18 protein-coding genes are annotated in these 25,966 nt (G+C 68.0%); 9 read left to right on the top strand and 9 right to left on the bottom strand.

Features of this window, described 5'->3' with window-relative positions; genetic code table 11:
- Positions 1-62: 62 nt before the first annotated feature.
- Together B3349_RS08195 and pruA are read right to left on the bottom strand one after the other, a co-directional pair.
- The gene (locus tag B3349_RS08195; protein WP_291588185.1) at positions 63-1,178 is read right to left on the bottom strand and encodes an ABC transporter substrate-binding protein; all 1,116 of its coding nucleotides are present in this window, start codon (positions 1,176-1,178) and stop codon (positions 63-65) included.
- A 97-nt stretch (positions 1,179-1,275) separates the two neighbouring features.
- Entirely contained in the window at positions 1,276-2,901 is a 1,626-nt protein-coding gene (gene pruA / locus B3349_RS08190) for an L-glutamate gamma-semialdehyde dehydrogenase (protein WP_291588184.1), read from the bottom strand.
- Between the two features lie 108 nt (positions 2,902-3,009).
- On the opposite strand from pruA, the gene B3349_RS08185 reads away from it, so the two are divergent.
- Positions 3,010-3,696 (top strand): GntR family transcriptional regulator, encoded by a 687-nt coding sequence (locus B3349_RS08185; protein WP_291588183.1) that lies wholly within the window; start codon positions 3,010-3,012, stop codon positions 3,694-3,696.
- Between the two features lie 92 nt (positions 3,697-3,788).
- On the opposite strand, the gene B3349_RS08180 is transcribed toward B3349_RS08185, so the two are convergent.
- From B3349_RS08180 to garD, 4 genes are all read right to left on the bottom strand, one after another.
- Positions 3,789-4,304: a copper chaperone PCu(A)C gene (locus B3349_RS08180; protein WP_291588182.1), complete on the bottom strand. Its 516-nt coding sequence runs from the start codon at positions 4,302-4,304 to the stop codon at positions 3,789-3,791.
- 155 nt (positions 4,305-4,459) lie between these two features.
- Positions 4,460-4,843, bottom strand: coding sequence for a DUF2946 family protein (locus B3349_RS08175; RefSeq protein ID WP_291588181.1), 384 nt, complete (start codon positions 4,841-4,843; stop codon positions 4,460-4,462).
- A 157-nt stretch (positions 4,844-5,000) separates the two neighbouring features.
- Positions 5,001-5,996 carry a Bug family tripartite tricarboxylate transporter substrate binding protein gene (locus tag B3349_RS08170; protein WP_291588180.1) on the bottom strand — a complete coding sequence of 332 codons (996 nt, stop codon included), beginning with the start codon at positions 5,994-5,996 and terminating at the stop codon, positions 5,001-5,003.
- Between the two features lie 89 nt (positions 5,997-6,085).
- Positions 6,086-7,660, bottom strand: coding sequence for a galactarate dehydratase (gene garD / locus B3349_RS08165; protein WP_291588179.1), 1,575 nt, complete (start codon positions 7,658-7,660; stop codon positions 6,086-6,088).
- Between the two features lie 165 nt (positions 7,661-7,825).
- Here garD and B3349_RS08160 point away from each other — a divergent pair, with 165 nt between their 5' ends.
- The 8 genes from B3349_RS08160 (at position 7,826) to B3349_RS08125 (ending at position 16,395) form a co-directional block, all read left to right on the top strand.
- Positions 7,826-8,635, top strand: coding sequence for a FadR/GntR family transcriptional regulator (locus tag B3349_RS08160; RefSeq protein ID WP_291588256.1), 810 nt, complete (start codon positions 7,826-7,828; stop codon positions 8,633-8,635).
- 161 nt (positions 8,636-8,796) lie between these two features.
- Positions 8,797-9,774 (top strand): Bug family tripartite tricarboxylate transporter substrate binding protein, encoded by a 978-nt coding sequence (locus B3349_RS08155; protein ID WP_291588178.1) that lies wholly within the window; start codon positions 8,797-8,799, stop codon positions 9,772-9,774.
- 39 nt (positions 9,775-9,813) lie between these two features.
- Positions 9,814-10,725: a 5-dehydro-4-deoxyglucarate dehydratase gene (gene kdgD / locus B3349_RS08150; protein ID WP_272970925.1), complete on the top strand. Its 912-nt coding sequence runs from the start codon at positions 9,814-9,816 to the stop codon at positions 10,723-10,725.
- A gap of 48 nt (positions 10,726-10,773) precedes the next feature.
- Positions 10,774-11,733, top strand: a complete 960-nt coding sequence (locus B3349_RS08145; RefSeq protein WP_291588177.1) for a Bug family tripartite tricarboxylate transporter substrate binding protein — start codon at positions 10,774-10,776, stop codon at positions 11,731-11,733.
- A 111-nt stretch (positions 11,734-11,844) separates the two neighbouring features.
- Entirely contained in the window at positions 11,845-12,810 is a 966-nt protein-coding gene (locus B3349_RS08140) for a 2-hydroxyacid dehydrogenase (protein WP_291588176.1), read from the top strand.
- Between the two features lie 45 nt (positions 12,811-12,855).
- Positions 12,856-14,193, top strand: coding sequence for an enolase C-terminal domain-like protein (locus tag B3349_RS08135; protein ID WP_291588175.1), 1,338 nt, complete (start codon positions 12,856-12,858; stop codon positions 14,191-14,193).
- A 155-nt stretch (positions 14,194-14,348) separates the two neighbouring features.
- Positions 14,349-15,797, top strand: a complete 1,449-nt coding sequence (locus B3349_RS08130) for an aldehyde dehydrogenase family protein (RefSeq protein WP_291588174.1) — start codon at positions 14,349-14,351, stop codon at positions 15,795-15,797.
- A 184-nt stretch (positions 15,798-15,981) separates the two neighbouring features.
- Positions 15,982-16,395, top strand: a complete 414-nt coding sequence (locus B3349_RS08125) for a VOC family protein (protein WP_291588173.1) — start codon at positions 15,982-15,984, stop codon at positions 16,393-16,395.
- A gap of 78 nt (positions 16,396-16,473) precedes the next feature.
- Here the strand turns inward: B3349_RS08125 and recD are convergent, their stop codons facing one another.
- Genes recD through recC form a run of 3 tightly spaced genes read right to left on the bottom strand, consistent with a single transcriptional unit; the run spans position 16,474 to position 25,849 of the window.
- On the bottom strand, positions 16,474-18,531 hold the full coding sequence (recD, locus tag B3349_RS08120) for an exodeoxyribonuclease V subunit alpha (protein WP_291588172.1): 2,058 nt from the start codon (positions 18,529-18,531) through the stop codon (positions 16,474-16,476).
- Positions 18,528-22,304, bottom strand: a complete 3,777-nt coding sequence (gene recB / locus B3349_RS08115) for an exodeoxyribonuclease V subunit beta (RefSeq protein WP_291588171.1) — start codon at positions 22,302-22,304, stop codon at positions 18,528-18,530. Before recB ends, recD begins: the two co-directional genes overlap by 4 nt.
- Positions 22,301-25,849, bottom strand: a complete 3,549-nt coding sequence (gene recC, locus B3349_RS08110; RefSeq protein ID WP_291588170.1) for an exodeoxyribonuclease V subunit gamma — start codon at positions 25,847-25,849, stop codon at positions 22,301-22,303. Before recC ends, recB begins: the two co-directional genes overlap by 4 nt.
- Between the last annotated feature and the right edge of the window lie 117 nt (positions 25,850-25,966).

Genomic DNA, 25,966 nt, shown 5'->3' with positions numbered 1-25,966 from the left:
AGAGAAGCAGTCCGCCAGCTCCGACGCATCGGAGCCGGCAGAGGGTTCAGACCATCAGCGGATCAGCGCGGCACCACCTTGCCGTCGTACTTGAGCTTGGCGTAGGGCGGGTCGATGCGCTGGCGCTCGACATCGAACACGATGGGACCGGTCACACCCACATAACCACCCTTGCCCAGGTCCTTCAGCGCTGCCTGCACCTTGACGGTGTCGGTGGACTTGGCCTTGTTCATGGCGGCGGCCGTCATCAGCACCGCGTCATAGGCGTAGCCGGTGTAGGAAGTCTTGGTACCTTCCTTGTACTTGGCGTTGAAAGCGGCCTGGTAGGCCTTACCGGCATCGCCGTAGACATTGCCCACTTCCATGCCCAGCTGGCCGTTGGCGATGTTGGCCGGCGTGTCGGACAGGCTCATGGACAGCAGGATGGCGTACCAGGGGCTCTTGCGCAGGCCCAGCTCATAGGCTTCGCGGTTGAGCACCGCCGATTCCTGGCCGTAGGCCGTGTAGATGTAGGCATCCGGTGCCGAACGCGACACCTGCTGCAGCTCACGGCGGTAGGTGGACTGGCCGGCGGTGTACAGCAGCTCGGTCACGACCTTGCCACCCAGCTTTTCGAATTCCTGCTTGAAACCGTGGGCCACGCCCTGGCCGTAGGCATTGTTGGGGGCGATCATCGCGACCTTGCGGTAGCCCAGCGCCCAGGTGTCGGCGGCCGAGAACTGGTTGCCCAGGTTTTCCAGACCGATCAGGTTGAAGGAGGAAGCGCCCAGCTCGCGCACCTTGGTGCTGGTGCTGGCCACGTTGATGTGGCCCACGCCTTCCTTGACCAGGTACTGCGCCATGGGCAGCGTGATGCCGGAAGAGTATTCACCGATCACCACCGGCACCTTGTCCACGCTGGCCAGCTTGCGTGCCGCATTCAGTGCCGTGGTCGGGTTGCCGCCCGAGTCTTCCACGATCACGCCGAACTTCTTGCCCAGCACGCCGCCGTCGGCGTTGACCTTGTCCACCGCCAGCATCACTGCACGGCGCACGTCTTCGCCCACGGTGGCGTTGGCGCCGGTCAGCGACAGCACGGCCCCCATGTTGACTGTTTCCTGGGCTTGCACCACAGGGGTGACCGACAGCGTGCCCAGCAGGGCCGTGGCTGCGTAAAAACTGCGCATTTTGAACGTCATGTTTACTCCTCCTTCAGATAAATGGCAGGCGAATATGCCCGACCTGGTTCGCATGGCATGTACCCCGCAAGACACATGCCACCTCAGCGATCTGCGCTCAGCGCTGCATGTGGGGATAGGCATGGCCCGTGGGGGGCAGATGCGTCTCCTTGACCGTGCGTGGCGACACCCAGCGCAGCAGGTTCCAGGCCGATCCAGCTTTGTCATTTGTGCCGCTGCGGCGCGCACCGCCGAAGGGCTGCTGGCCCACCACGGCGCCCGTGGGCTTGTCGTTGATGTAGAAGTTGCCGGCCGCAAAACGCAAGGCCTGGCCCAGCTGTGCCAGCACCTGGCGGTCGCGCGCAAACACCGCACCCGTCAGCGCATAGGGGCTGGTCTGGTCCACCAGTTGCACCACGGCATCCCATTGCCCATCGTCGAAGACATAGACCGCCAGCACCGGGCCGAAGATTTCCTCGCGCATCAGCGCATGCTGCGGATCGCTGACCTGGATCACCGTGGGTGCGACAAAGAAGCCTTCGCTGTCATCCGCCGTGCCGCCAGCCACCAACTGGCAGCGGCTGTCGGTCCGGGCAGCGTCGATATAGCCCTTGATGCGCTGGAATGCCTTGCGGTCGATCACCGCGCCCATGAAGTTGCTGAAGTCGCGCACATCGCCCATGCGGATTTCGGCCAGCATGGCCAGCATGCGCTCCTTGACCTGGGGCCACAGCGAGGACGGGATGTAGGCGCGCGAGGCGGCGCTGCACTTCTGCCCCTGGAACTCGAACGCCCCGCGCACCAGGGCGGCGGCAAGTGCCGCTGCATCGGCGGAGGCATGGGCCAGCACAAAGTCCTTTCCGCCGGTCTCGCCCACCAGGCGCGGATAGGCGCGGTAGTGCGGCAGATGCTGCGCCGTCTGCTGCCACAGGCTGTCGAACACCGCCGTGGAGCCGGTGAAGTGAATGCCTGCCAGATGCGGGCTGGACAGCACGGCACCGCTCACCACCTGGGGGTCGCCGGGCACGAAGTTGATCACGCCCGGCGGCAGACCGGCTTCTTCCAGCAGCTCCATGAACAGGTAGTTGCTCAGCGAGGCCGTGGCCGACGGCTTCCACACCACGGTATTGCCCATCAGCACGGGGGCCGTCGCCAGATTCCCGCCAATGGCCGTGAAGTTGAACGGGGTGATGGCGTAGACAAAGCCTTCCAGCGGGCGGCAGTCCATGCGGTTGCGCACGCCGGCGCTGGACAGGGGTTGCTGCGCGGCCAGCTCCTGGGCGAACTGCACATTGAAGCGCAGGAAGTCGATCAGCTCGCAGGCCGCATCGATTTCCGCCTGCTGCACCGTCTTGCTCTGGCCCAGCATGGTGGCTGCATTGAGCTTCTGGCGCCAGGGGCCTGCCAGCAGGTCGGCGGCCTTCAGAAACACTTCGCAGCGCGCATCCAGGCTCCATTGCGACCAGTCCCGCTGCGCGGCGCATGCGGCCTGCACGGCCTGTTCCACATCGGCGGGGGTGGCCTGGCTCAGGCGGGCCAGCCGGTGCTGGTGGGCATGGGGGCTGACGACCTCCACGGTGTCGCTGCGCTGCTGGTGGCGGCCGGCAATCACCAGCGGAAGGTCCACGCACTGGGCGTGCTGCTGTTCCAGCGCGGCCTGCAGCTGCGTGCGTTCGGCCGATCCCGGCAGGTACGACAACACCGGTTCGTTGACCGCGAGATAGCTTGGGTTGATACAAGACATATACAAATTGATCCAAACACAACAAAATTGGATCCAATTATGCAAACAAGTATCCATTGGCACAATACGCATCTGATAGGGTTGAACCCGAAAAAGCCAAAAATTCCCATGACACGCAACGCCAAAGCCCTGCACCAGACCATCCGCGATCAGCTCCGCTACGAAATCCTGAGCGGCGCATTGCCTGTTGGTCAGCCTTTGAAGCAGGATGCTCTTGCCACCCGCTTCCACGCCAGCCGCATCCCCGTGCGCGAGGCGCTGCGCCAGCTGGAGGCGGAGGGACTGGTCACTCACCAGTTGAACAGGGGGGCCGTGGTCGCAGGCATGAGCCTGCTGCAGATCTGCGACATGCTGGACATCCGCATTGCGCTGGAATGCCACGCCGCCAAGCTGGGCGTGCCGAACATGGTGGAACGCGACTTCCAGGCCATGGAGCAGATCCTGGCGGCCTATGACGCCGCCACCACGGCGCAGGCGTGGGGTGAATACAACAGACGCTTTCACCTAGCGCTGTCGGCAGCCTCCAACAACCGGCGCCTGCACCAGCTGATCGAAGAGTTCTGCCTGAACACCGACCGCTACACCCATGTGCTGATCTCGCAGGCCACGGGCAAGGAAGGCCCGCAGTCAGACCACTACAAGATCGTGGACGCCTGCCGCCGCCATGACACCGCGACCGTGGTCCAGTACCTGGAAGAACACATCCAGTCCACCAAGCGCGAACTGCTGGCCATGCAGCGCCCTACGGCCAACCAGCCGGTGCTGGCCAACCCTGCCGAACAGCAGGACCACTGAAACTGCGCACAAAGAAAAAGGGGCCGAAGCCCCTTTTTCTTTGTGCGCCCAAACCCTGACTGCGGCGATCCGCGCTGCCATGGGGCGCCCGTTCAGTGCTGGTGCCCGCCGTGACCGGCATGGCCCGCCGGTGCTGCCGCGGCCCCCTTGGGGGCCATGGCCTGCACCGGCACCTGCAGGCTCAGGCGCGAGACGGCATCCTTGCCATCCTTGAACACCAGGGTGATGGGCACTTGTGTGTCCTTGAGCAGCGGGGCTTTGAGCTGCTGCAGCATGATGTGGTAGCCGCCGGGCTTGAGCTCCACGACCACGCCCTGGGGCAGGTCCAGGCTCTCGATGGCGCGCATGCGCATCACATCGCCTTCCATCTTCATCTCGTGCACTTCAGCCACGGCGGCGGCCGGGGTTTCCACACCAACCAGGCGCAGCGGCTCCTTGGCGGTCAGGCGCACAAAAGCGCCCGTGGCCTGCTGCCCCGGCACGCTGGCGCGGGCCCAGGCATTTTCCGCCGTCACATGGGCGGCATCGGCGTGGCTCCAGGCCAGGGAGGTGGTGGCCAGCAGGCCGGCGGCCAGGGCCACGCGGCGGGTCAAAGTGGTTGCAAACATTCAAAAGCTCCAAACAGGGAACGCAGGGTAGGCTGCGGCACCGTGGTGCGCGCACCTCTGCAGACAAAAGTCACTGCGCCGCGGCCTGCCCTTCACGGTGAGTGGCAGTGTCTGCCATCCCGGCGGGTGGCCGCGGCGCGGATTGCGGTGATGGCTCAGGAATGCGGTGGCCCTCTGGCCGGCAGCGCGGCTGCGACGCGGTAGACCCAGGGAATGGACCGCAGGCCCGCTGGCGGGGCCATGCCCGGTGCCAGCGCGGCGGGCTGGCCGGTAACGGGCGGCGGTGGCGCCAGCAGCGGCAGACACAGCGGGCAATCCAGGCCGTGCCCGGCGGCCGCGGCATCGTCACCCAGCAGCTGCGCAGCCGGGCTGGCCACCCAGTGCCGTGCGCCATCCAGGCCGCACAGCGGCTCCAGCGCGCCCGCCCCGGCCTGGGCCCGGGCCAGTGGCGACAGCGCAGCGCCCAAGGCCACACACAGCCATGCCGCCAGCACCCAACGGGTCCAGCGGTGCAGTGCATGAGGTGCAAGGAGGCGCATGGCGACATTGTAGGCAAGGCCCCCCAGCTGGGCGCCACGGGATCGCCCCAGCCTTTGCTTGCTACAGCACCGGTAGCGCATGCCCGGTACCCCACAGCAGCGACAGACGCCCGAGCCTCGACGGGCCGCAGGAGGCGTCTTGTCACCCTTCGGTGGATTAGCTGTCCACCTTCACCTTGGCTTCCTTGATGACGGCCGCCCATTTCGCCACTTCCGTCTTCTGGAACTCGGCAATCTGCGCCGGGCTCAGGGTGGATGGTTCCATGCCCATGGTTTTCAGGCGTGCCTTCATGTCTGGCGTGGCAATGATCTTGGCCACTTCCTGGTGCAGCTTCTGCACCACCGCATCCGGTGTACCGGAAGGGGCAAACAGCGCCTGCCAGGAGGTGACCTCGAAATTGGCCAGGCTGCTGACACCCGACTCGGCGACGGTCGGCACGTCCTTCAGCGCCTCGAGGCGCTGCTTCGATGTCACGGCCAGCGCTCGCAGCTTGCCGCTCTGGATGTGCGGGGCTGCCACCACCGTGGTATCGAACATCATGTCCACCTGCCCACCCATCACGTCCTGGATGGCCGGGCCGCTGCCTTTGTAGGGCACGTGGGTGAACTTGACGCCGGACTTCCAGCCCAGCATCTCCAGCGCCAGATGCTGCGAGGTTCCAGCGCCCGCCGATGCGGACGACAGCCCTCCCTGGCGCTTCTTGGCGGCTTCCAGCACGTCCTGCAGGCTTTTGTAGGGGCTGTTGGCGGCCACCACCAGCACCAGGGGGTTGGTGCCGATCAGGGTGATGGGAGTGAAGGACTTCACCGGGTCATAGCCCAGCTTGGGGTACAGGCTGATGTTGATGGCATGCGAGCTGATGGTGCCACCCAGCAGGGTGTAGCCATCGGGCTGGGCCCGTGCGGCCAGCTCCGATCCCACGCTGCCGCCGGCACCGCCGCGGTTTTCCACGATCACCGTGGTGCCGAGCGCCGGGCCCAGCTGCTGGGCAATCAGGCGGCCCAGGGTGTCGGTGGTGCCACCGGTGGCAAACGGCACCATGTAGGTGATGTTCTTTCCAGAGGGCCAATTGCCCTGGGCCTTGACCGCAGCGGGCAGGCCCGCCAGCACCAGCGGGGCAGCGGCCGCCTTCAGAAGCTGTCGACGTTGCATGAGTTGTCTCCTTGGTAAAAATGCCGCCGGTGGATTCCGGCGTGCAGGGGTCAGCAGGGCCGGAACGTGCTGCCCGACCCCTCTCGCTCTCAGGTCACAGGGGCCGGGTTGAACAACACCAGCGCGTTGCTGAGCTTCCAGTGCTCGGCCCAGGTCTTTTTCTTGCCGCTGGCGATGTCCAGCATCAGGTGGAACATTTCCCAGCCCAGGCTCTCGATGGTCTCCGTGCCCTCGGCGATGCGCCCGGCGTTCACGTCCATCAGGTCGTGCCAGCGGCGCGCCAGATCGCTGCGCGTGGCGACCTTGATCACCGGGCAGGCGGCCAGGCCATAGGGCGTGCCGCGGCCGGTGGTGAAAATGTGCAGATTCATGCCGGCGGCCAGCTGCAAGGTGCCGCAGATGAAGTCGGAGGCCGGGGTGGCCGCATAGATCAGCCCTTTTTGCTGCAGCTTCTCGCCGGGCGCCAGCACGCCACTGATGGGCGCGGACCCCGACTTGACGATGGAGCCCATGGCCTTTTCCACGATGTTGGACAGGCCGCCCTTCTTGTTGCCGGGGGTCGTGTTGGCGCTGCGGTCCGCGCGGCCGCGCGCCAGATAGGCGTCGTACCAGGCCATCTGGTCCACCATGGCCTGGGCCACGGCAGGGGTCGTGGCCCGCGCGGTCAGCTGGTCGATGCCGTCGCGCACTTCGGTCACCTCCGAAAACATCACGCTGGCACCGGCACGCACCAGCAGATCGGAGGCAAAGCCCACGGCCGGATTGGCCGTGACGCCGCTGAAGGCATCGCTGCCGCCGCACTGCACGCCCACGACCAGCTCGCTGGCCGGCACGGTTTCGCGGCGGCGCCGGTTGAGCCGCTGCAGGTGCACGTCGGCCTGGCGCACGATGCTGTCGATCATGCTCATGAAGCCGGTGTGCTCCTCCGACTGCAGACAGACCACATCCAGCGCAGCAGCGGCCCCGCCAGCGGGCGCCGCGCCCGGGTGCGGCATAGGCCGCAGCGGCGCTTCGGCGGGCAGCAGGCGCTCGGGCTGCAGCTTTTCGCAGCCCAGGCTCACCACCATGATCTCGTCCCCGAAATTGGGGTTGCGGCTGATGTTGCGCAAGGTCCGGATCGGGATCACCGCATCCGGCGCATCGATGGCCACACCGCAGCCATAGGTGTGTTCCAGCCCGACCACGTCATCGACCTGCGGATACCGGGGCAGCAGTTCCGCCTTGATGCGCTGCACCGCCACATCCACCACCCCCGCCACGCACTGCACCGTGGTGGTGATGGCCAGGATGTTGCGCGTCCCCACGGAGCCATCGGCGTTGCGGAAGCCCTCGAAGGTATAGCCCTCCAGCGGCGGCAGCGGGTCGGGGCGCACCGTGGCCATGGGCAGGCCTTCCAGCTCGGGGGCCTCCGGCATCTGCAGCACCTGCTCGTTCACCCAGCTGCCGCGCGGCAGGTCCTGGCTGGCATAGCCGATGGTGACGTTGTAGCGCCGCACCGCCGCGCCTTTGGCCAGATCCACCAGTGCCACCTTGTGGCCCTGCGGCACCTTCTGCACCAGCGTCAGGCCGTCGTCAAACACCGTCCCCGCAGGCAAACCGCCGTCGTTCACGACAATCGCCACATTGTCTTGCGCATGCATGCGGATATAGAGAGCTTGCCCCATCGAAATCTTTCCATTCACAAAGAAGAAGTGCGGCCTGACCGGCCTGCGTGTTCGCAGGCCCGGTGCTGCACGCCAGGGCCCGCCCCGTCACGACCCTGCGGTAGGCCGAAGGCTGTGGCGATGTAGTACGTTGTCATACAACATAAAGCGATTATCATCATGGCCATGCGCAGCCTGACATCGGAATTACCCCAAGCCCCCCCCCCTTCGGTTCTGCCTGAGGGCGCATCCCTGCGCAGCAAGGCAGGGCGTGGCAACCGCAACCTGGCCAGCCTGTTGTCCGAGGAGTTCGGCCACAAGATCCGGCAGGGCCTGCTGCGCGAGGGCGACAAGCTCCCCACCGAGTCTGAACTGGTGCGCAACTACGATGTCAGCCGCACCGTGGTGCGCGAAGCACTGTCCAAGCTCCAGGCCGCGGGCCTGGTCGAAACCCGCCACGGCATCGGCACCTTTGTGCTGCCGGCCCAGCACAACCCGGGCCCGGTGCTCAGCGCCCACGAACTGAGCGAATCGGTCGACGTGCTGGCCGTGCTGGAGTTGCGCATCAGCCTGGAAACCGAGGCCGCAGGCCTGGCGGCGCAACGCCGGCAACCCCAGGACCTGGAGGCGATGCGCGCAGCGCTGCAGGCCTTTGAATACCATTTCGCGCAAGGCAACGACACGGTGGAGCACGACCTGGCCTTCCACCTGAGCATCACCCAGGCCACCGGCAATCGCTATTTCCGGGACATCCTGGAGCACTTCGGCACTCTGCTGATTCCGCGCAACCGCATCACCTCCATCCACACCTCCCCGCGCGACCCGGACTACCTGCGCCGCGTGAACCGGGAGCACGAAGAAATCTTTTCTGCCATCGACCGCCAGGATGCGGACTCGGCCCGCGCCGCCATGCGCATCCACCTGACCAATTCGCGCGAACGCCTGCGCCTGGCCCAGCGCCTGAGCCAGGCCGCCAACCTGCCCTCCGACGTCTGACCCGCACCCCACACCGGGCAGGACACACCGCCCGCAGCACCGTCTGCGTGCGCCCCCCCGCTGCACCCCCACCGATTCCGCGTTTCCCCTAGTACCAAATCGCTTGGAAGCATACCGTCTTGAGTTGTATGATGACTGACCACAAAAAGGAGACAAGCACCATGGTCCGTCGCTCTCGCGTTCTGCGCTCACTGCTGGCACTGACAGCAGCAAGTCTGCTGGCAAGCCCTTTGCTGGCTGCCGACAACTGGCCCAGCAAGCCGATCCGGCTGGTGGTGCCTTACCCTCCAGGCGGCAGCTCCGACATCATTGCCCGCTCCATCGGCCAGCTGATATCGCAGGAACTGAAGCAGACCGTGGTGATTGAGAACAAGCCCGGCGCCAACGGCAATCTGGGGGCGGAATTCGTCGCCCGCGCCCAGCCCGATGGCTACACCTGGCTGCTCTGCGACCTGGGGGCCCTGGCCATTTCCCCGGCGGTCTACACCAAGCTCAGCTTCGACCCGTCCAAGGACCTGCGTGGCGCCGCCATGCTGGCCTACTCGCCCCACATGCTGGTCGTCCACCCCTCGGTGCAGGCCCGCAACCTGCAGGAGCTGGTCGCGCTGTCCAAGAAGCAGGATCTGAATTTTGCCGTCACCGCCAACGGCAGCGCCCCCCATCTGGCGGGCGTGGAGCTGGCCCGCCTTACCGGCGCCAAATGGGTGTATGTGCCGTACAAGGGCGGCGTGCAATCGGTGCAGGACACCGTGGCCGGCCAGACCCAGGTGCTGATGAACGGCATGCTCGCCACCTACCCGCATGTGCAAAGCGGCAAGCTCAAGCTGCTGGGCATTTCCAAGAGCACCCGCATGCCGCTGATTGCCGATGTGCCCACCCTGGCGGAACAAGGGGCCCAGGGCTTTGCCTCCGGCACCTGGCAGGGCGTGGTGCTACCGGCCAAGACGCCGGAGGCCGTGGTGCAGCGCGTGAACCAGGTGCTGCTGACCGCCATCCGCTCCCCTGACGTCCGTGCCCGCCTGACCGGCCAGGGCGCCGAGGTGGTCACCATGACCCCCGCCGAAACCGACAAGTTCTTCAACGCCGAGCGTGCCCGCTGGCGCACCGTGGTGCAAACCGCGCAACTGCAGCTCGATTGAGCTGCCAGATCTTTTTTGTCTGCTTTTTCAAGGATGAACATGACTCCCCAAGACCTCAAAGACGTGATGAGCTCCGGCCTGCTGTCCTTCCCCGTGACGGACTTCGACGCCCAGGGCAACTTCAATGCCAAGGGCTATGCCGCACGTCTCGAGTGGCTGGCCCCTTACGGCGCCAGCGCGCTGTTCGCGGCCGGCGGTACCGGTGAATACTTCTCGCTGTACGGCGAGGAATACGGCCAGATCATCAAGACCGCCGTGGACACCTGCCGCGGCAAGGTGCCCATCATCGCCGGCGCCGGCGGCCCGACCCGCACCGCCATCGCCCACGCCCAGGAAGCCGAACGCCTGGGTGCCCACGGCATCCTGCTGCTGCCCCACTACCTGACCGAGGCCGGCCAGGAAGGCCTGATCGCCCATGTGGAGCAGGTCTGCAAGAGCGTGAAGTTCGGCGTCATCGTCTACAACCGCGACCGCACCCGCTTCACGCCCGAATCGCTGGCCATCCTGGCCGAGCGCTGCCCCAACCTGGTGGGTTTCAAGGACGGCATGGGCAATATCGAGACCATGTCCTCCATCTTCATGGCAATGGGCGACCGCTTCGCCTACCTGGGGGGCCTGCCCACGGCCGAAGTCTATGCCGCCGCCTACAAGGCCCTGGGCACGCCGGTGTACTCCTCGGCCGTTTTCAACTTCATCCCCAAGACGGCGATGCAGTTCTACGAAGCCGTGCGCACCGACGACCAGGCCACGCAGCACAAGCTGCTCAAGGAATTCTTCATGCCCTACCTGAAGATCCGCAACCGCGTGGAAGGCTACGGCGTCAGCATCATCAAGGCCGGCGCCAAGATCGTCGGCCATGACGCCGGCCCTGTGCGCGCGCCGCTGTCGGACCTCAAGCCCCATGAGATGGAAGAGCTCAAGGCCTTGATCGACAAGCTCGGTCCCCAGTAAACCGGCCCCGGCGGCTGCAACCAGCCGCCGACCCCAGGAGACAAAGACATGAAAAAAATACTGATTGCGCTGGGTTGCGCGCTCTCGCTCGCCGCCCAGGCGTCCGGCAACTTCCCGGAGAAGGCCGTCAACGTCATCGTGCCCTTCCCCGCCGGCGGCTCCACCGACATGGTGGCCCGTGCCGTGGCCCTGAGCATGGGCGAACAGCTAGGCAAGCCCTTTGTGGTGGAAAACCGCCCCGGTGCCACCGGCACCATCGGTGCCGGCGCCGTCAAGCGTGCCCCGGCCGACGGCTACACCCTGCTCGTCGCCTCGCTGGGCCCGTTTGTGGTGACGCCCCATCTGATCAAGAACGTCCCCTACGACGCCACCAAGGATTTCGACTACATCACCATCCCCGTGCAGGCACCCAACGTCCTCGTCGCCAGCACATCGCAGAAGGCGCGCACCGTGGCGGAGGTCATTGCCACCCTCAAGGCCCAGCCCGGCAAGATCAGCTTCGCCAGCTCCGGCAACGGCTCCTCCGACCACCTGTCGGCCGAGCTGTTCTGGCAGCAGACCGGCACCGAAGCCATGCACGTGCCCTACAAGGGCGGTGCCCCGGCCATCACCGACCTGCTGGGCGGCCAGGTGGACTTCTCGTTCCAGAACGTCAACGCGGTGCTGCCGCACCTGCGCAGCGGCAAGCTGCGCGCCATTGCCGTCACCGGTAGCCAGCGCTCTCCGGTGCTGCCCGATGTGCCGACCCTGGCCGAGGCCGGCGTCAAAGGCGCCGAGGTGTACTCCTGGCAGGGCATGGCCGCCCCCAAGGGCCTGCCGGCGGACGTGAAGGCCAAGCTGGCCAAGGCGGCCATCGCCGCCGTGCAGCAGCCCGAACTCCGCAAGCGCTTCATGGAGCAAGGCCTGGAAATCGTGGGCAACACTCCTGAAGAGTTCACCCGCTTTCAAGCCCAGGAAAACGAGCGCTGGAAGCAGCTGATCCAAACCCGCAAGATCACCGCCGATTGAACGGCACGATCGGGCGCAACACCACGGGGCGGCTTCCGGCCGCCCCCTCCCTCCTTGGCAGCCCACCCCTTCCCCGCGGCGCTGCCAACCCCATCTCAAGGATTCCCAGGCATGGCGCTCTCCCGACCACGCGTTCTCCAGTACGGCAAGATGCCGCTGCCCCAGCTTGACACCGACCTGGCCCAGCACTACGACGTGGACATCCTGTCCCAGCAGGCCGATACCGACCGTTTCCTGGCCGAGCACGGCGCACAGTTCGAATACGTGGTCACCTCGGCCGCCATGGGCCTGCCCGCCCGCGTGGTCCAGGCCCTGCCCAACCTCAAGTTCGTGAGCAGCTTTGGCGTGGGCTTCGATGCGCTGGACAAGGACGCCCTGCTGCAACGCGGCGCGCGCGTGGGCTACACCCCCGGCGTGCTGGACGATTGCGTGGCCGATCTGGCCTTTGCCCTGCTGCTGGACGCGACCCGCGGCCTCAGCGAATCCGACCGTTTCGTGCGCAGCGGTGGCTGGCGCCAGGGCCGCTTCGGCATCCGCACCCGCGCCAGCGGCAAGCGCCTGGGCATCTTCGGCATGGGCCGCATCGGCTCCACCGTGGCGCGGCGCGCCTCGGGCTTCGACATGGAAGTGGCCTACCACAACCGCCGTCCGGTCGAAGGCTCGCCCCATCTGTACCTGCCCTCACTGCTGGAGCTGGCACGCTGGGCCGACATCCTGGTCATCACCGCCGCCGGCGGCGAAGGAACGCGCCACCTGGTGAATGCCGAGGTGCTGGCCGCCCTGGGCCCGCAAGGGTTCCTGGTCAACGTGGCCCGCGGCAGCGTGGTCGACGAAGCCGCACTGGCCGATGCCCTGGCCCACCAGCGCATTGCCGGGGCCGGACTGGACGTGTTCGAGGACGAACCCCACCCCCTGCCCGCGCTGCTGGGCCTGGACAACGTGGTGCTGGCCCCGCACATCGCCAGCGGCACGCACGAAACCCGCCGCGCCATGGCAGACCTCGTGCTGCACAACCTGGACCAATTCATCGCCACAGGGCGCCCCGCCGCCGAGGTGCCCTGGTCCGCCGCACAGTGATGTGCTGCGCACCCTTTTTTCCCAGCGTCTGTTGAAGAGCCCTCCATGTCCACTACCCCGACCATCACCGAGATCGAAGTCATTCCCGTCGCCGGCCGCGACGGCATGCTCATGAACCTCAGCGGCGCGCACGCGCCCTACTTCACCCGCAACATCGTGCTGGTGCACGACAGCGCAGGCCACACCGGGGTGGGCGAGGTCCCCGGCGGCGAAGGCATTCGCCAGGCGCTGGAGGACAGCAAGCAGGTGCTGATCGGCCGCTCCATCGGCCAGCACCTGCAGCTGCTGCAGGCGGTGCAGAAATCCCTGGAGGGCCGCGACACCGGCGGCCGCGGTTTGCAGACCTTCGACCTGCGCATCGGCGTGCACGCAGTCACTGCCATCGAATCCGCACTGCTGGACCTGCTGGGCCAGCACCTGGGTGTGCCCGTCGCTGCCCTGCTGGGCGAAGGCCAGCAACGCGACCGCGTGGAAATGCTGGGCTACCTGTTCTTTGTGGGCCCCAGCGACCAAACCAACCTGCCCTATGTGAAACCCGGTGAAGACACGCTGGGCACGGACAGCTGGACCCAGGTGCGCCACATGACGGCGATGACCCCCGATGCCATCGTGCGCCAGGCCGAAGCCGCCCATGCGCGCTATGGCTTCAACGATTTCAAGCTCAAGGGCGGCGTGCTGGCCGGCGAGCAGGAGGTCGAGGCCGTGACCGCGCTGGCCCGGCGTTTCCCCGAAGCCCGCGTCACCCTGGACCCCAACGGCGGCTGGCTGCTCAAGGATGCCATCCGCCTGATGCGCGACATGCACGGCGTGCTGGCCTATGCCGAAGACCCCTGCGGCGCCGAAGGCGGCTTCTCGGGCCGTGAAGTCATGGCGGAATTCCGCCGCGCCACCGGCCTGCCCACGGCCACCAACATGGTCGCCACCGACTGGCGCCAGATGGTGCACGCCCTGTCGCTGCAGTCCGTGGACATCCCGCTGGCCGACCCCCATTTCTGGACCATGGCCGGCTCCGTGCGCGTGGGCCAGACCTGCCGCGACTGGGGCCTGACCTGGGGCTCGCACTCCAACAACCACTTCGACATCTCGCTGGCCATGTTCACCCACGTGGCCGCGGCCGTGCCCGGCAAGGTCACGGCCATCGACACGCACTGGATCTGGCAGGACGGCCAATACCTCACGCAGAACCCGCTGCAGATCCGGGGCGGCTTCGTCGAGGTGCCCCAGACCCCGGGCCTGGGTGTGACCGTGGACCGCGCCGCGCTGCAGCGCGCCAACGCCCTGTACCTGGAGCACGGCCTGGGTGCACGCGACGACGCCATCGCCATGCAGTACCTGATCCCCGGCTGGAAGTTCGACAACAAGCGGCCCTGCATGGTTCGTTAAGCAACCCCTGAGCGGCTGGCGCCGCTTCCTCCTCTCTCGCTGCGCGGGAGGGGGACGGTGCCAACGCTGCGGGGCGGCCCTTGCTCGGCGCCCCACCTGGACCGCGCCAGCGGCTACCGCCCTGCCCTTTGCCTCTTTTTCTTACGGAGAACTCCATGTCCCGCTACGACAACCTCATCAACGGCCAATGGACGGCCGCCGCCACCTACAGCCCCAACACCAACCCCAGCGACCTGTCCGATGTGGTCGGTGAATACGCCCAGGGCGATGCGCAGGACGTGCAGGCCGCCGTGGCCGCTGCCGTCGCCGCCTTCCCGGCCTGGTCCACCTCGGGCATCCAGGCCCGCTCCGACGCGCTGGACAAGATCGGCAGCGAAATCCTGGCGCGCAAGGAAGAGCTGGGCGAGCTGCTGGCCCGCGAAGAAGGCAAGACCCGCCCCGAGGCCATTGGCGAAGTCGGCCGCGCCGGCCAGATCTTCAAGTTCTTTGCCGGCGAATGCCTGCGCCTGTCCGGCGAGACCGTGCCTTCGGTGCGCCCCGGCATCGGCGTGGAGATCACGCGCGAACCCATCGGCGTGGTCGGCCTGATCACCCCCTGGAACTTCCCCATCGCCATCCCCGCCTGGAAGATCGCTCCGGCCCTGGCCTTCGGCAACTGCGTGGTCCTGAAGCCCGCCGACCTGGTGCCCGGCAGCGCCTGGGCCCTGGCCGACATCATCCACCGCAGCGGCATCCCGGTCGGCGTGTTCAACCTGGTCATGGGCCGCGGCCGCGTGATCGGCGAGGCCCTGGTCAATCACCCCGGCGTGGCGGCCATCAGCTTCACCGGCTCGGTGGGCGTGGGCCGCGGCATTGCCGAAGCCTGCGTGAAGAACGGCAAGAAGGTGCAGCTGGAAATGGGCGGCAAGAACCCCCAGATCGTGCTGGACGACGCCGACCTGAACCAGGCCGTGGAACTGTCAGCCCAAAGCGGCTTCTACTCCACCGGCCAGCGCTGCACGGCATCCAGCCGTCTGATCGTGACCGACAAGATCTACCCCGCCTTCATCGAGGCCCTGCAGGCACGCATGGCCAAGATCAAGGTCGGCGATGCGCGCGCCGCCGGCACTGACATGGGCCCGGTGGTCAGCCAGGCCCAGCTGGAACAGGACCTGTCTTACGTGGAAATCGCCAAGGCCGAAGGTGCGCGCCTGGCGGCCGGCGGCAGCCGCGTGGCCTGCCACACGGGCAGCGGCAAGGACGGCTTCTACATGGCCCCCACGCTGTTCGTGGACACCGAGGCCGGCATGCGCATCAACCGCGAGGAGGTCTTTGGCCCGGTGGCCAGCGTGATCCGCGTCAAGGACTACGACGAAGCCCTGGCCGTGTCCAACGACACGCCGTTTGGCCTGTCGGCCGGCATTGCCACCACCAGCCTGAAGTACGCCACCCACTTCAAGCGCCACAGCCAGGCCGGCATGGTGATGGTCAACCTGCCCACGGCCGGTGTCGACTACCACGTGCCGTTTGGCGGCCGCAAGGGATCGAGCTACGGCCCGCGCGAACAAGGCCGCTACGCCCAGGAGTTCTACACCACGGTCAAGACCGCCTACACGCTCGCGTAATCCGACGCACCCAGCGCGCCCCGGGGCCATCCCCTGCGGGCGTGCGGTGCGCGCAGGACGCTCGCCGCAGCAGGGCCTGCCGCCCTGCGTCAAGGGGCGGCGCCTCCATGACCGCCAACCGTTGACACCGGCATGACAGAACGTGCCCGGAAAGCACAGCCGGTGGTGCTATCTTCTGACCACTATGCAAAGCCTGTTTCACCTTGCCTACCATGTGACCGACCTGGACGCCGCGCGCCGCTTTTACGGCGGCGTGCTCGGCTGCCGCGAAGGCCGCAGCACCGACACCTGGGTCGATTTCGACTTCTTTGGTCACCAGATCTCGCTGCACCTGGGCCAGCCTTTTGCGGTGGCCAACACCGGCAAGGTCGGCAACCACATGGTGCCCATGCCCCACCTGGGCGTGATCCTGCTGAAGCCGGAGTGGCTGGACCTGGCCGAACGCCTGAAGGCCGCTGGCACACAGTTTGTGCTGGAGCCCCAGGTGCGCTTCGAAGGCGAACCCGGCGAGCAGTGGACCATGTTCTTCTACGACCCCAGCGGCAACCCCATCGAAGTCAAAGGCTTCACCAGCTGGGACGCGGTCTACGCCCACTGACCCCGCGGCGGCCGGCAGACGCCCAGCCGTCCCTCCCCTTCGGACTGCAGGCGGAGCATGCCTGCAGCCGCCTTGGACTCACGCAGCCGGCGCAGCGCCCAGAAACCGCAGCAAGCCGCTGCTGCGCTGGGTGGGGCTGGCAATGGCCGATGCCAGCAGCCCCGGCCCTTCGGACCACAGCGAAAACGCCTGGCGCGCACGCGTGATGCCGGTATAGACCAGTTCGCGGTTCAGCACATGGCCGCCCTGCGCGGCCAGCACCAGGGCCGTGTGCTCGAATTCCGAGCCCTGGCTTTTGTGCACCGTCATCGCAAACGCCGTCTCCACCTGCGCCAGCCGCGCGGTGCTGACGGCATGCAACTGCTCACCTTGCGCAAAGTACACGCGCAAGCGCGCGGGATCGGCCCAGCTGGGCAGAGCCATGCCGATGTCGCCGTTGGACACGCCCAGCTGCGCGTCATTGCGCGTCACCATCACCGGGCGGCCCAGGTACCACTCGCCATCCTTGCGCAGCAGGTCCTGCCGCTCCAGCACCTGCTCCACGGCACGGTTCAGCCCGGCCACGCCCCAATCGCCCTCGCGCACGGCACACAGCAGGCGAAAGCGGTCGAACGCCGCCAGCACCGAACGCACCCAGTTCTGGTGCGCGGCCTCGCGGTCCCAGCGCGCAGCACGCCCGGCCTGCAGCTGCCGGGCATAGGCGGCGTAGCCAGCCTGCGTACCCCGGCCCTGCACCGCCATGGTGGCAATGGCCATGGCCGGACCGCCCTGGTGGGCCCACAGCGCACTGTCCAGCCCGCTGCGGGTCTGCGCCAGCAGCAACTGCTGCGCCTGCGCCGCATCGCCCGCATTCACGGCCAGCGCCAACTCGCCGATGGGCCCACCAAAACGCCGGCTTTCGCGCAGCATGACGGTGTGCTGGGCCAGGGGCATAGCGGCCTGCGCCGTGGTGAAAGCGGGCGCAATGGTCTGCCCCGCCACGCGCTGCGCATAGGCCACGGTGTCGGGCAGGTAACCGCCCTGCTGCGCGCCCCGGCACAGGTCTCCCAGCACGGCGCCGGCCTCCACCGAGGCCAGCTGGTCCTTGTCGCCCAGCAGCACCAGCCGCGCGGTGGGCGGCAGCGCCTGCAGCACCGCCGCCATCATTTCCAGGTGCACCATGGACGCTTCATCGACGATGAGCACATCCACATCCAGCGGGTGGCCTGCATGGTGGCGGAAATGCCGCGTATCCGGCCGTGCCCCCAGCAGCGCGTGCAAGGTCCGGGCGGCGCCCATGCGCTGCACCAGCGTCTTCAGATCCAGCCCGGGCTGCACGGCGTCGTGCAATTGCAGCAGCGCCGCATCGATGGACTGCTTGAGCCGCGCCGCGGCCTTGCCCGTGGGCGCCGCCAGCGCCACGCGCAGCTGCTGCGCATCGGGCGCCGTGGCAAACAGCAGCGCCAGCAGGCGTGCGGCGGTATAGGTCTTGCCCGTGCCCGGCCCTCCGGTGATGACCGACAGCCGCCCGCGCAGCGCCAGCGCACAGGCCATTTTCTGCCAGTCCAGGGGAGCCTCCGGCTGCGGCGGCCCGAACAGCCGGTCCAGCCAGTGGCGCACGGCCGTGTCCTTCACGGCCTGGGCCTCCACCGCCGTGCGGCGGGCCAGGTGCTCGGCCACCGTGCGTTCGTAATCCCAGTACCGGCGCAGATACAGCAGCGGTTCGGCACCGGGCAGCAGCACCAGGGGCTGGCCAGCATCGGCATCACGCCCCACCACGCGCACCACCGGGCTGCGTGCCAGCGCCGCCAGCCACGGCGCCATGCTGGCTGGCAGCTGGGCCCACAGCGCCTGCTGCGCTGCCAGTGCCTCGACCGGCCAGGCCAGCACGCTGTTGGGGGCCTCCACCAGCGCCTGCAGCGGCAGGCAGCTGTGGCCGCGCCCTTCCATCTGCGCCAGCACGGCGGCCGCCACCAGCAAGGCCGGCTCCGCCGCCGCATCCTGGCTGTAAACAAACCGGGCCAGCGCCGTATCCAGCCGGCGCAGCAGGCCGGCATCGCTGAAGCGGTCCAGCACCGTCAGGCTGTCCGCCACGCTCACCTCCGGCGCAGCAAACAGGTCCAGGGTCTGCACATCGCGCACGCGTTTGGCCTTCATGGCTGCACCTCCTCGCCCAGCTGGGCATCCAGCGCATCCAGCAGGCCCAGCAGATCCGGGGACTGCGGCAGCACCTGCATGCCTTGTGTCACCCCGTCGATGCCGCGCAAAAAGTAGTACAGGGCCCCGCCCAGCTGCTGCGCCGGCACATAGGAATCGCCCAGGCGGCTGCGCAGCAAGCGGTGTAGCGCCAGCAGGTAGAGCGCGGCCTGCACGTCATAGCGGTGCTCCAGCATGGCCTGCGCCAGGGCCTCGGCACTGTAGGCACGGGCGTCCGCTCCCAGGTGGTTGGTTTTGTAGTCCAGCACCCAGTAGCGCCCCGCATGGCAGAACACCAGGTCGGCAAAGCCCATCAGCATGCCGTGCAGCTCCCGCTGCGGCAGCGCCGGGCGCTCCATCCCGGGCAGGATGAACTGGCGGCACAGGGCGTCGATGCGCGGCGCCGACAGCTGTTGCACGGGCAGCCAGAACTCCATCTCGGCCAGTACCGCCCCCTCCTGACCCAGCTGCGCCAGGCTGACCGGCAGTGGCGCCAGCGGCTGGTGGACCACGGCACGCAGCCAGCGCAGCACATCCAGCCCCTGGTCCTTGCGGCCGGCGCGCTCACAGCGGCGCAGCAGCCGGGTTTCCAGATCGTCTGGCGCAGCGCCTTCGTCGGGCGGCGCTGGCGGCAGGGCAAAGCCTTCGCCGGCCAGCCATTCCAGCTGGTCGTGCAAAAAATTCCCCACCACCGGACCGCGCATGAAGCGGTGCCATACGGCAGCGGTCCCGGTGTCGACGGAAGGCAGCGGCAGCCCCTCCACCGGCGCTGGCGCGGCATCGCCGGCCGTGGACGGCACTTCGTCATCGGCAGGGTGCAGCGCCACCACCGGCAGCACCGGCACGCTGGCGGCTGCCATGGCACGGGTCAGCGCCGAAAAGCTGCCAATGCCCCAGCGGCGGTCGAATTCCGCAGCATACGGCTGCGCAGGACGCAAGGCCGGCGCAGCGGCTGGGGGCTGCCAGCGCTGCACCGCCGGCAGCTCGGCCGGGGCATCCACCACGCGGATCTCCGGGCAGCCTTGCGCCAGGGCCTGCAGCTGGGCGCGCCAGCCTTGCACGGAATGTGCGGCATCGCCGGCCAGCACATAGCCGGCTGCCCCCTGTTCGTTGACGCAGGCCTTGCCATTGCCGCGCTTCATCGGTGCCATGCCCATCCACAGGGCATGGCGTGGGCGGGTCAGCGCCACGTACAGCAGGCGCAGGTCTTCGCGCAGGCGCTCCCTGTCGGCCTGGGCCAGCTGGGTGCTGTCAAAGTCCAGCACCAGCTCACGTGCCGGCCCGGATTCGCCCTGGACCGGCAGCGACAGATAGGCCGTGCCCCGCTTTTCCACCGCACGGAAGCTGCCCGCGAACGGCAGGCAGACCACGGGATACTCCAGCCCCTTGCTCTTGTGCACGGTCACCACCTTGACCAGATCGGCATCGCTTTCCAGGCGCACAATCTGCGCCTCACCGCCTCCGCCCGGGCTGTCGACCTCGGTGGCCAGCCAGCGGATCAGGGCCTGCTCGCCTTCCAGCTGGGCGCTGGCCGTCTGCAGCAATTCGGCCAGGTGCAGGTAGTTGGTCAGCCGCCGCTCGCCCCCGATGCTGGCCAGCCAGCGGGCCGGCAGCTGGAAGCGGTACAGCGTCTGCCGCAGCATGGCCAGCACCCCCTGGCGCAGCCAGATGCCATGCAGCTCCTTGAGCTGTTCGCTGTGAGCGTCGAAAGCCTCTTCATCGGCGGCCAGCTGGGCCAGGGCTTCCAGCGACCAGCCCATCAGCCGGGTGGCCAGGCCCGCACGCACGGCCAGGGCATCCAGCGGTGCAGCCACGGCACGCAGCCAGTACAGCAGGTCCTGTGCCTCGTCGCTGGCGAAGACCGAATCCTGGTCCGACAGATAGACCGAGGCCACGGCGCGCTGGGCCAGCGCACGGCGCACGGCGGCCGCCTCTTTGCCGGTGCGCACCAGTACCGCAATATCGGCCGGGCGCAGGCGCTGCAAAGGCTGACCGCCCTCGGCATAGCCGGTGGAGGCATCCATCAGCCAGCGCACGATCTGGTCAGCGCAATGCACGGCAAAACGCCTGCGGATGGCATCGCTGCTCAGCGGCTCCGCGCTGACCTCGCCATCCCAGACCACGGTCAGCGCGGGCATCGGGACAGGGCCTTCCATCAGCACCTCGCGCCGGCCCTGGGCGGCCACCGGCTCGAACGGCAAGGGGTTGTGCGCGCTGCTGGTGCGGAACATGAAAGCTCCTTCGCCCGGGCGCTGCTCCGCACCGGCAAACCAGTGGTTGACGGCCCGCACCAGCGCCTGGGTGGAACGGTAGTTGGTGCCCAGCACATAGTGCCGCCCGGCCGTGGCCTGCCGCGCCTGGAGGTAGCTGTAAATGTCGGCACCGCGAAAACCGTAGATGGACTGCTTGGGATCGCCAATCAGCAGCAGCGCACTGTCTGCGCTGTTGTCCCGGGTACGGTAGATCTGGTCGAACAGCCGGTACTGCAGCGGCGAGGTGTCCTGGAATTCGTCGATCAGCGCCACCGGGTACTGGGCCTGGATGCTGGCGCGCAGCGCCGGGCCGTTGTCGCCGGCCAGCGCTGTGTCCAAGCGCTGCAGCATGTCGGCAAAGCCGAAGGTGCCGGCCTGCTGCTTGAGCCATTGCAGGCGCTGCTGCACCTGGGCCGCCGCATGCAGGCGCAAGCTGCTGCGCAGGCTGGGCAGTTGCGCCAGAGCCTGCAGCACCTCGGCCAGCTCCTGCGATGACGGCGGCAGATCCACCGGCGCATCGCCCTTGCGTGCCTCCTCCAGACCGGCGGGCACCAGCCGGGTGGCTCCGGTTTTCAGCTGCGCCGCCAGATCCGGGTGGGGCGCTGCGGCCCAGCCGCGCACAGTCTGCATCCAGCCCTTGTAATTGGCCGGCTTGAGCTTCAGTCCGTTCCAGGCGGATTTGTGGTGGGCCAGCTGCCCGTCCAGCCAGTCTTCCAGGTCCTGTGCTTTCTGCTCCCAGCCTGCGGCCAGGGCCTGCAAGGTCTGTGTCTGCTGCGCCTGGGCAGCGGCAATGCAGGCCGCCAGCGTGCCCGCCCCGGCCGCCGGTGGCACGGACTCGCGCAGCAAGGCCTGCATATCGGCCACCAAGGCGCCGACATGGGGCCACACGGCCAGGGCCTGTTCCAGCAGCTCACCCGACAGCGGGTAGCACTGCTGACGCCAGTAGTCCTGGGCGGCTTCAATCTGGCGCTGGCTTTCATCCGGCTCCAGCACCTCATCGAACAGGTTGCCGCTGTCGAACGCGTGCTCGCGCAGCATGCGCTGGCACCAGGCATCGATGGTGTGGATGGCCGCGTCGTCCATGCACTGCGCCGCCATGTCCAGCCGCCAGGCGGCCTGTTCGCGCACGGCCCCTTGCGGATAGCCATCGCGCAGTTCCCGCAGGAACTGGTCGTGCGCCGCCGGTTCGGCCTCGCCACGGAAGCACTGCACGGCCTCGATCAGGCGCGCCCGGATGCGGTCCGACAGCTCGCGCGTGGCCGCCCGGGTGAAGGTCATCACCAGAATGTCGGGCGGCATCAGCGGCCGCACAAAGCCCTGCGCGCCGCCATGGCCCAGCACCAGGCGCAGATACAGCGCAGCAATGGTCCAGGTCTTGCCGGTGCCGGCGCTGGCTTCGATCAAGCGCGAGCCCCACAGCGGAAAGCGGATGGCGTCCAGCACATGGCCTGCTTCGGCGGAAGGTGTAGTCACGGTGTTCATGCCGACAGCTCCCCGCCCTGCACGCCATGCGTGAACCCATCGGCCACCACGTGGTCACGACTCCAGTCCAGCAAGGGTCCATAGGTGTCCAGCGCCAGGGTGTCCAGCGCCCCGCCGGCGAGCAGATCGTCCCAGCCCGGGTAACAGCGTGCCCAGCTCGGGTCCTGGCATTCGCCGTCCAGCACATGGCTGCCGGCATAGGCCTGCTCGGCCGCATGCAGATCGCCGGCGGCCAGCGCCATGGCGGTGCGCAAGGGCAAGGGCAGCGGTGCACTCTGGCCTTGCAGCCACAGCTGCATCAGCTGCTGCAGCCGCGCCTGGGCGCCGGCCTGGGCCATGGGCAGTGCCCACAGCAGCGTGTCGCGGGCCACCACACAGCCCAGCGCCAGGCTGCCCGTGGCCGACAGCGCCAGGCTGCGCACATAAAAGCCCAGCAGCTTGTCGGGCCGCACCGCACCCTCTTTGTCCAGCAGCGTACGCGGGTCCATGGCAAACCAGGCCTGGTCAAAAGTTGTGGCAGCTTCGCCGTCCCCGATGGGGATGGCATCGGGCCGTTGCCGCAGGCCATCCAGCCAGTCGTCCAGCACCACTTCGCCTTCGCGCAACAGCACCCGCTGCCGGGGCGCGGTCTGCGGCCAGTCCTGCATCACCGCCTGCCAGCAGCGCAGCGAGGGGATGACCTGCTGCTGCAGTGCCTCGGCCTCGCGCGCGCCCAGCCCCGCCAGCGGCAGGCGACCGGCACGCGCCAGCCGCTGCACCTGCAGGGCCACCTGCTGCGGCACATCCACCGGTGCAGCACCGGCCATCAGGGCCACCACATCCTGCTGCAGCTGCTGCACCAGCTGGTAGGCGGTCAGACCATCCACCTGAAACAGCTCGTCGTCCACCACCACCTCGTCTTCCTGCTCAAAGCGCACCAGCAGCCGGTGGCGCAGAAACGCCCGTGCGGGGTGGCGCAGAAAGTCCGCCAGGCGCGCCAGATTCAAGGGCACGTCCGGGTCCAGCTCCAGCGGCGGCATGCCGGGCGCCGTGGCGGCACTGTCCGCGGCATGGGCCGCATGCCATTCCCGGGCATAGGTGTGCAGCGGCGAACTGTCCTCGAAATACCGGCGGCTGAAAGGCTGCAACGGGTGTTGCCGGGTGCGCTGCGCCAGCAGGCCCCCTTCTGCCGTGGCATCGCCCTGCCAGCCCTGTGCCAGGTAGTCCCGCAGCTGGGATACCAGCACCGACGGCGGCTGCTCGCTGTTGTCGCGCACATGGCGTCCGGCCCAGCTGATGTACAGCATGCGGCGCGCGGACAGCAGCGCGTCCAGCATCAGCTGGCGGTCGTCGTCACGCCGGGCGCGATCGCCCGGGCGCTGCTGCTGGGGCTGGGCCATCAGATCGAAATCGGACCGGCTGGCGCGGCGCGGATAGTCGCCGTCATTCATGCCCAGCAGGCACACCACCTCGAACGGGATGGCGCGCATCGGCATCAGCGTGCAGAAGGTGACACCACCGGCGCGGAAACGCTGCTCCAGCGCCGGCTCGGACAGCGCCTGCAGCCAGGCCTCCTGCGCCACCACCAGCGGCAGGTCGGCCTCGAAGCCGGCCTGCTCGCATGCGGTCTGCCAGCGCACCAGGGCCTGGTCCAACGCTGCCAGCAAGGCCTGGTCTTCATCGCTGTGGCTGCGGAAAAAGTCCTCCAGCAGCATGCGAAAGCGCTGGGCCCACACCGCCGGCGGGGCGGACTCCCGCGCCGTCTGCCACCATTGCAGCATGCGGTGCAGCAGGCTGGCCAGACTGCCGGCCAGCTCGGCGCTCAGCCCCCCCACTTCATCGTAGGGTTCGATCCCGGAAAATGCCTGGGCCGGAACATCCACGGCCCCGCCGCTGGCGTAACCCAGCAGCATGCGCTGCAGGCCAAACCAGGCGCTGTTGGGATCGCCACAGGCCTGCAGCCCCAACTGGGCACGCTGGGCATGGTTCAGCCCCCAGCGGATGCCCGCTCCGGCCATCCACTGCGTGAGCTGGGGCAGTGCATCGGCCGCCAGTCCCATGCGGTCGGCCACGGCCGGCACATCCAGCAGGTCGCACAGCTCGCTCAGGCGGCAGCGTTGCTGCGGCAGGTGCAGCAGCCATTGCAGGGCCGTGACCAGCGGACTGCTGGCACGCGCCCCCACATCGGCAATATCGAAAGGAATATGGCGCGCATCGTGGCGGCCGTACTGGCCGAACACGGCGCGCACCGCCGGCGCGGCCTCTTCAATCGACGGCAGCATGACCACCACATCGCGCGGTGCCAGCGCGGCCTGGCCTGCACCCGGCGGCTGGGCCAGCAGTTGCAGCAACTGGTCGTGCAGCACCTCCAGCTCCCGCACCAGGCCGTGCGCGGTGTGAAACACGATGGAACGGTCGCTGGCCGCAATCGCCAGCGACGGGTGCTCTGCCAGCGGCACCAGGTCGCGGATGCGCTGCTGCACCTGGGTCAGCAGCGGTGCCTGGGCCAGGTCCTGGGCGTCCGCTTCGTCGTACACATCCACCCGCGGCCAGTTCCATTGGGCGGCGGTGCTGCTGGTGGTGTCGAAGGCATCCAGCTGGCGCACATAGTCCCGGCTTTGCCGGGCCCACGCGGCCAATAGCGGGTGGGCATGGGCATGCATGGCTTCCAGCGGGATCTGCGCCAGATCGCGCCCGTCCTTGTGCGCATGGCGGCGGCGTTCCTGGCGCAGCAGCTCGCGCCCGTCAATGGCATCGGCCCAGTGAAAACGGCAGGGATTGGGTACCGCGATCAGCACCTGGCTGTGCTGCGCAATCCCGCTCAGGAACTGCATCAGCGACAGCGGCATCTGGCCCATGCCGAACACCACCACCCGGCGCGCCAGCGGGCTCACCGGCGGCTGACCGGATTGCAATGCGCCCAACACCCGCGCCAGCAGCGCCGGGCGGGTGGCGGCACGTTCATGCGGCTCCAGCTCCGCCAGCACCGCACGCCACAGCGCCGGCTGCCACTGCTGCACGGCGGGCACGGGCACATCCGGGCGGCCCGGGTTGCGCAGCACATCCTGCCCTGCCGCCCAGGCCTCCAGCCAGTCGGCACGGTAGATCTGATACTGGTCGTACAGGTCGGCCAAGCGCTCGGCGAGCTGCAGCAGACGCTGGGGCTCGCCGGGGCGCAGAAAGTTGGCAATGGGGGCGAATTCCGGCAGTGCCAGGCATTGGGGCAGCAGGCGCATCAGCCGCCAGATCATCGGGGTCTTGTCCAGCGGCGATTCACGGGGCACCGCATCCTTGCCCAGTATCTGGCGGTAGCTGCGCCAGACAAAGCGCGCAGGCAGCTCGACCCGCGCGGCGGCACAGACCCCCAGCGTATCGGCCATGCGCATCTTGAACCACTCGGCCATGCCATTGCTTTGCACCAGCACGGTCTCGGGCTCCAGGGCCTGCAGCGGGTGCGCCGCCAGCCACGCCAGCACCGTATCGGCCAGGGCCTCGGTCTGGTTGCCATGCAGGGCAATCAGGCCCGGCTGCCATGCTGTGTCTGGTGCTTGCTGCGCTGCTGCCACATGCTCTCCTGCAGATGCCAGCAGGCCCCTGCTTGCTGGTCAAAGCCGAGAGCTTACCGTGTCCTGCACGCTGGCCGGGCAGGGTCTGGCAGAGCACCGTCCCCTGCCGCCGCCCCG

The organism is Comamonas sp. UBA7528 (assembly GCF_002479375.1).
GTDB lineage: Bacteria > Pseudomonadota > Gammaproteobacteria > Burkholderiales > Burkholderiaceae_C > Comamonas.
Note: the sequence above shows the minus strand (reverse complement) of the source record. Positions and strands in the feature narration are given on the sequence as shown.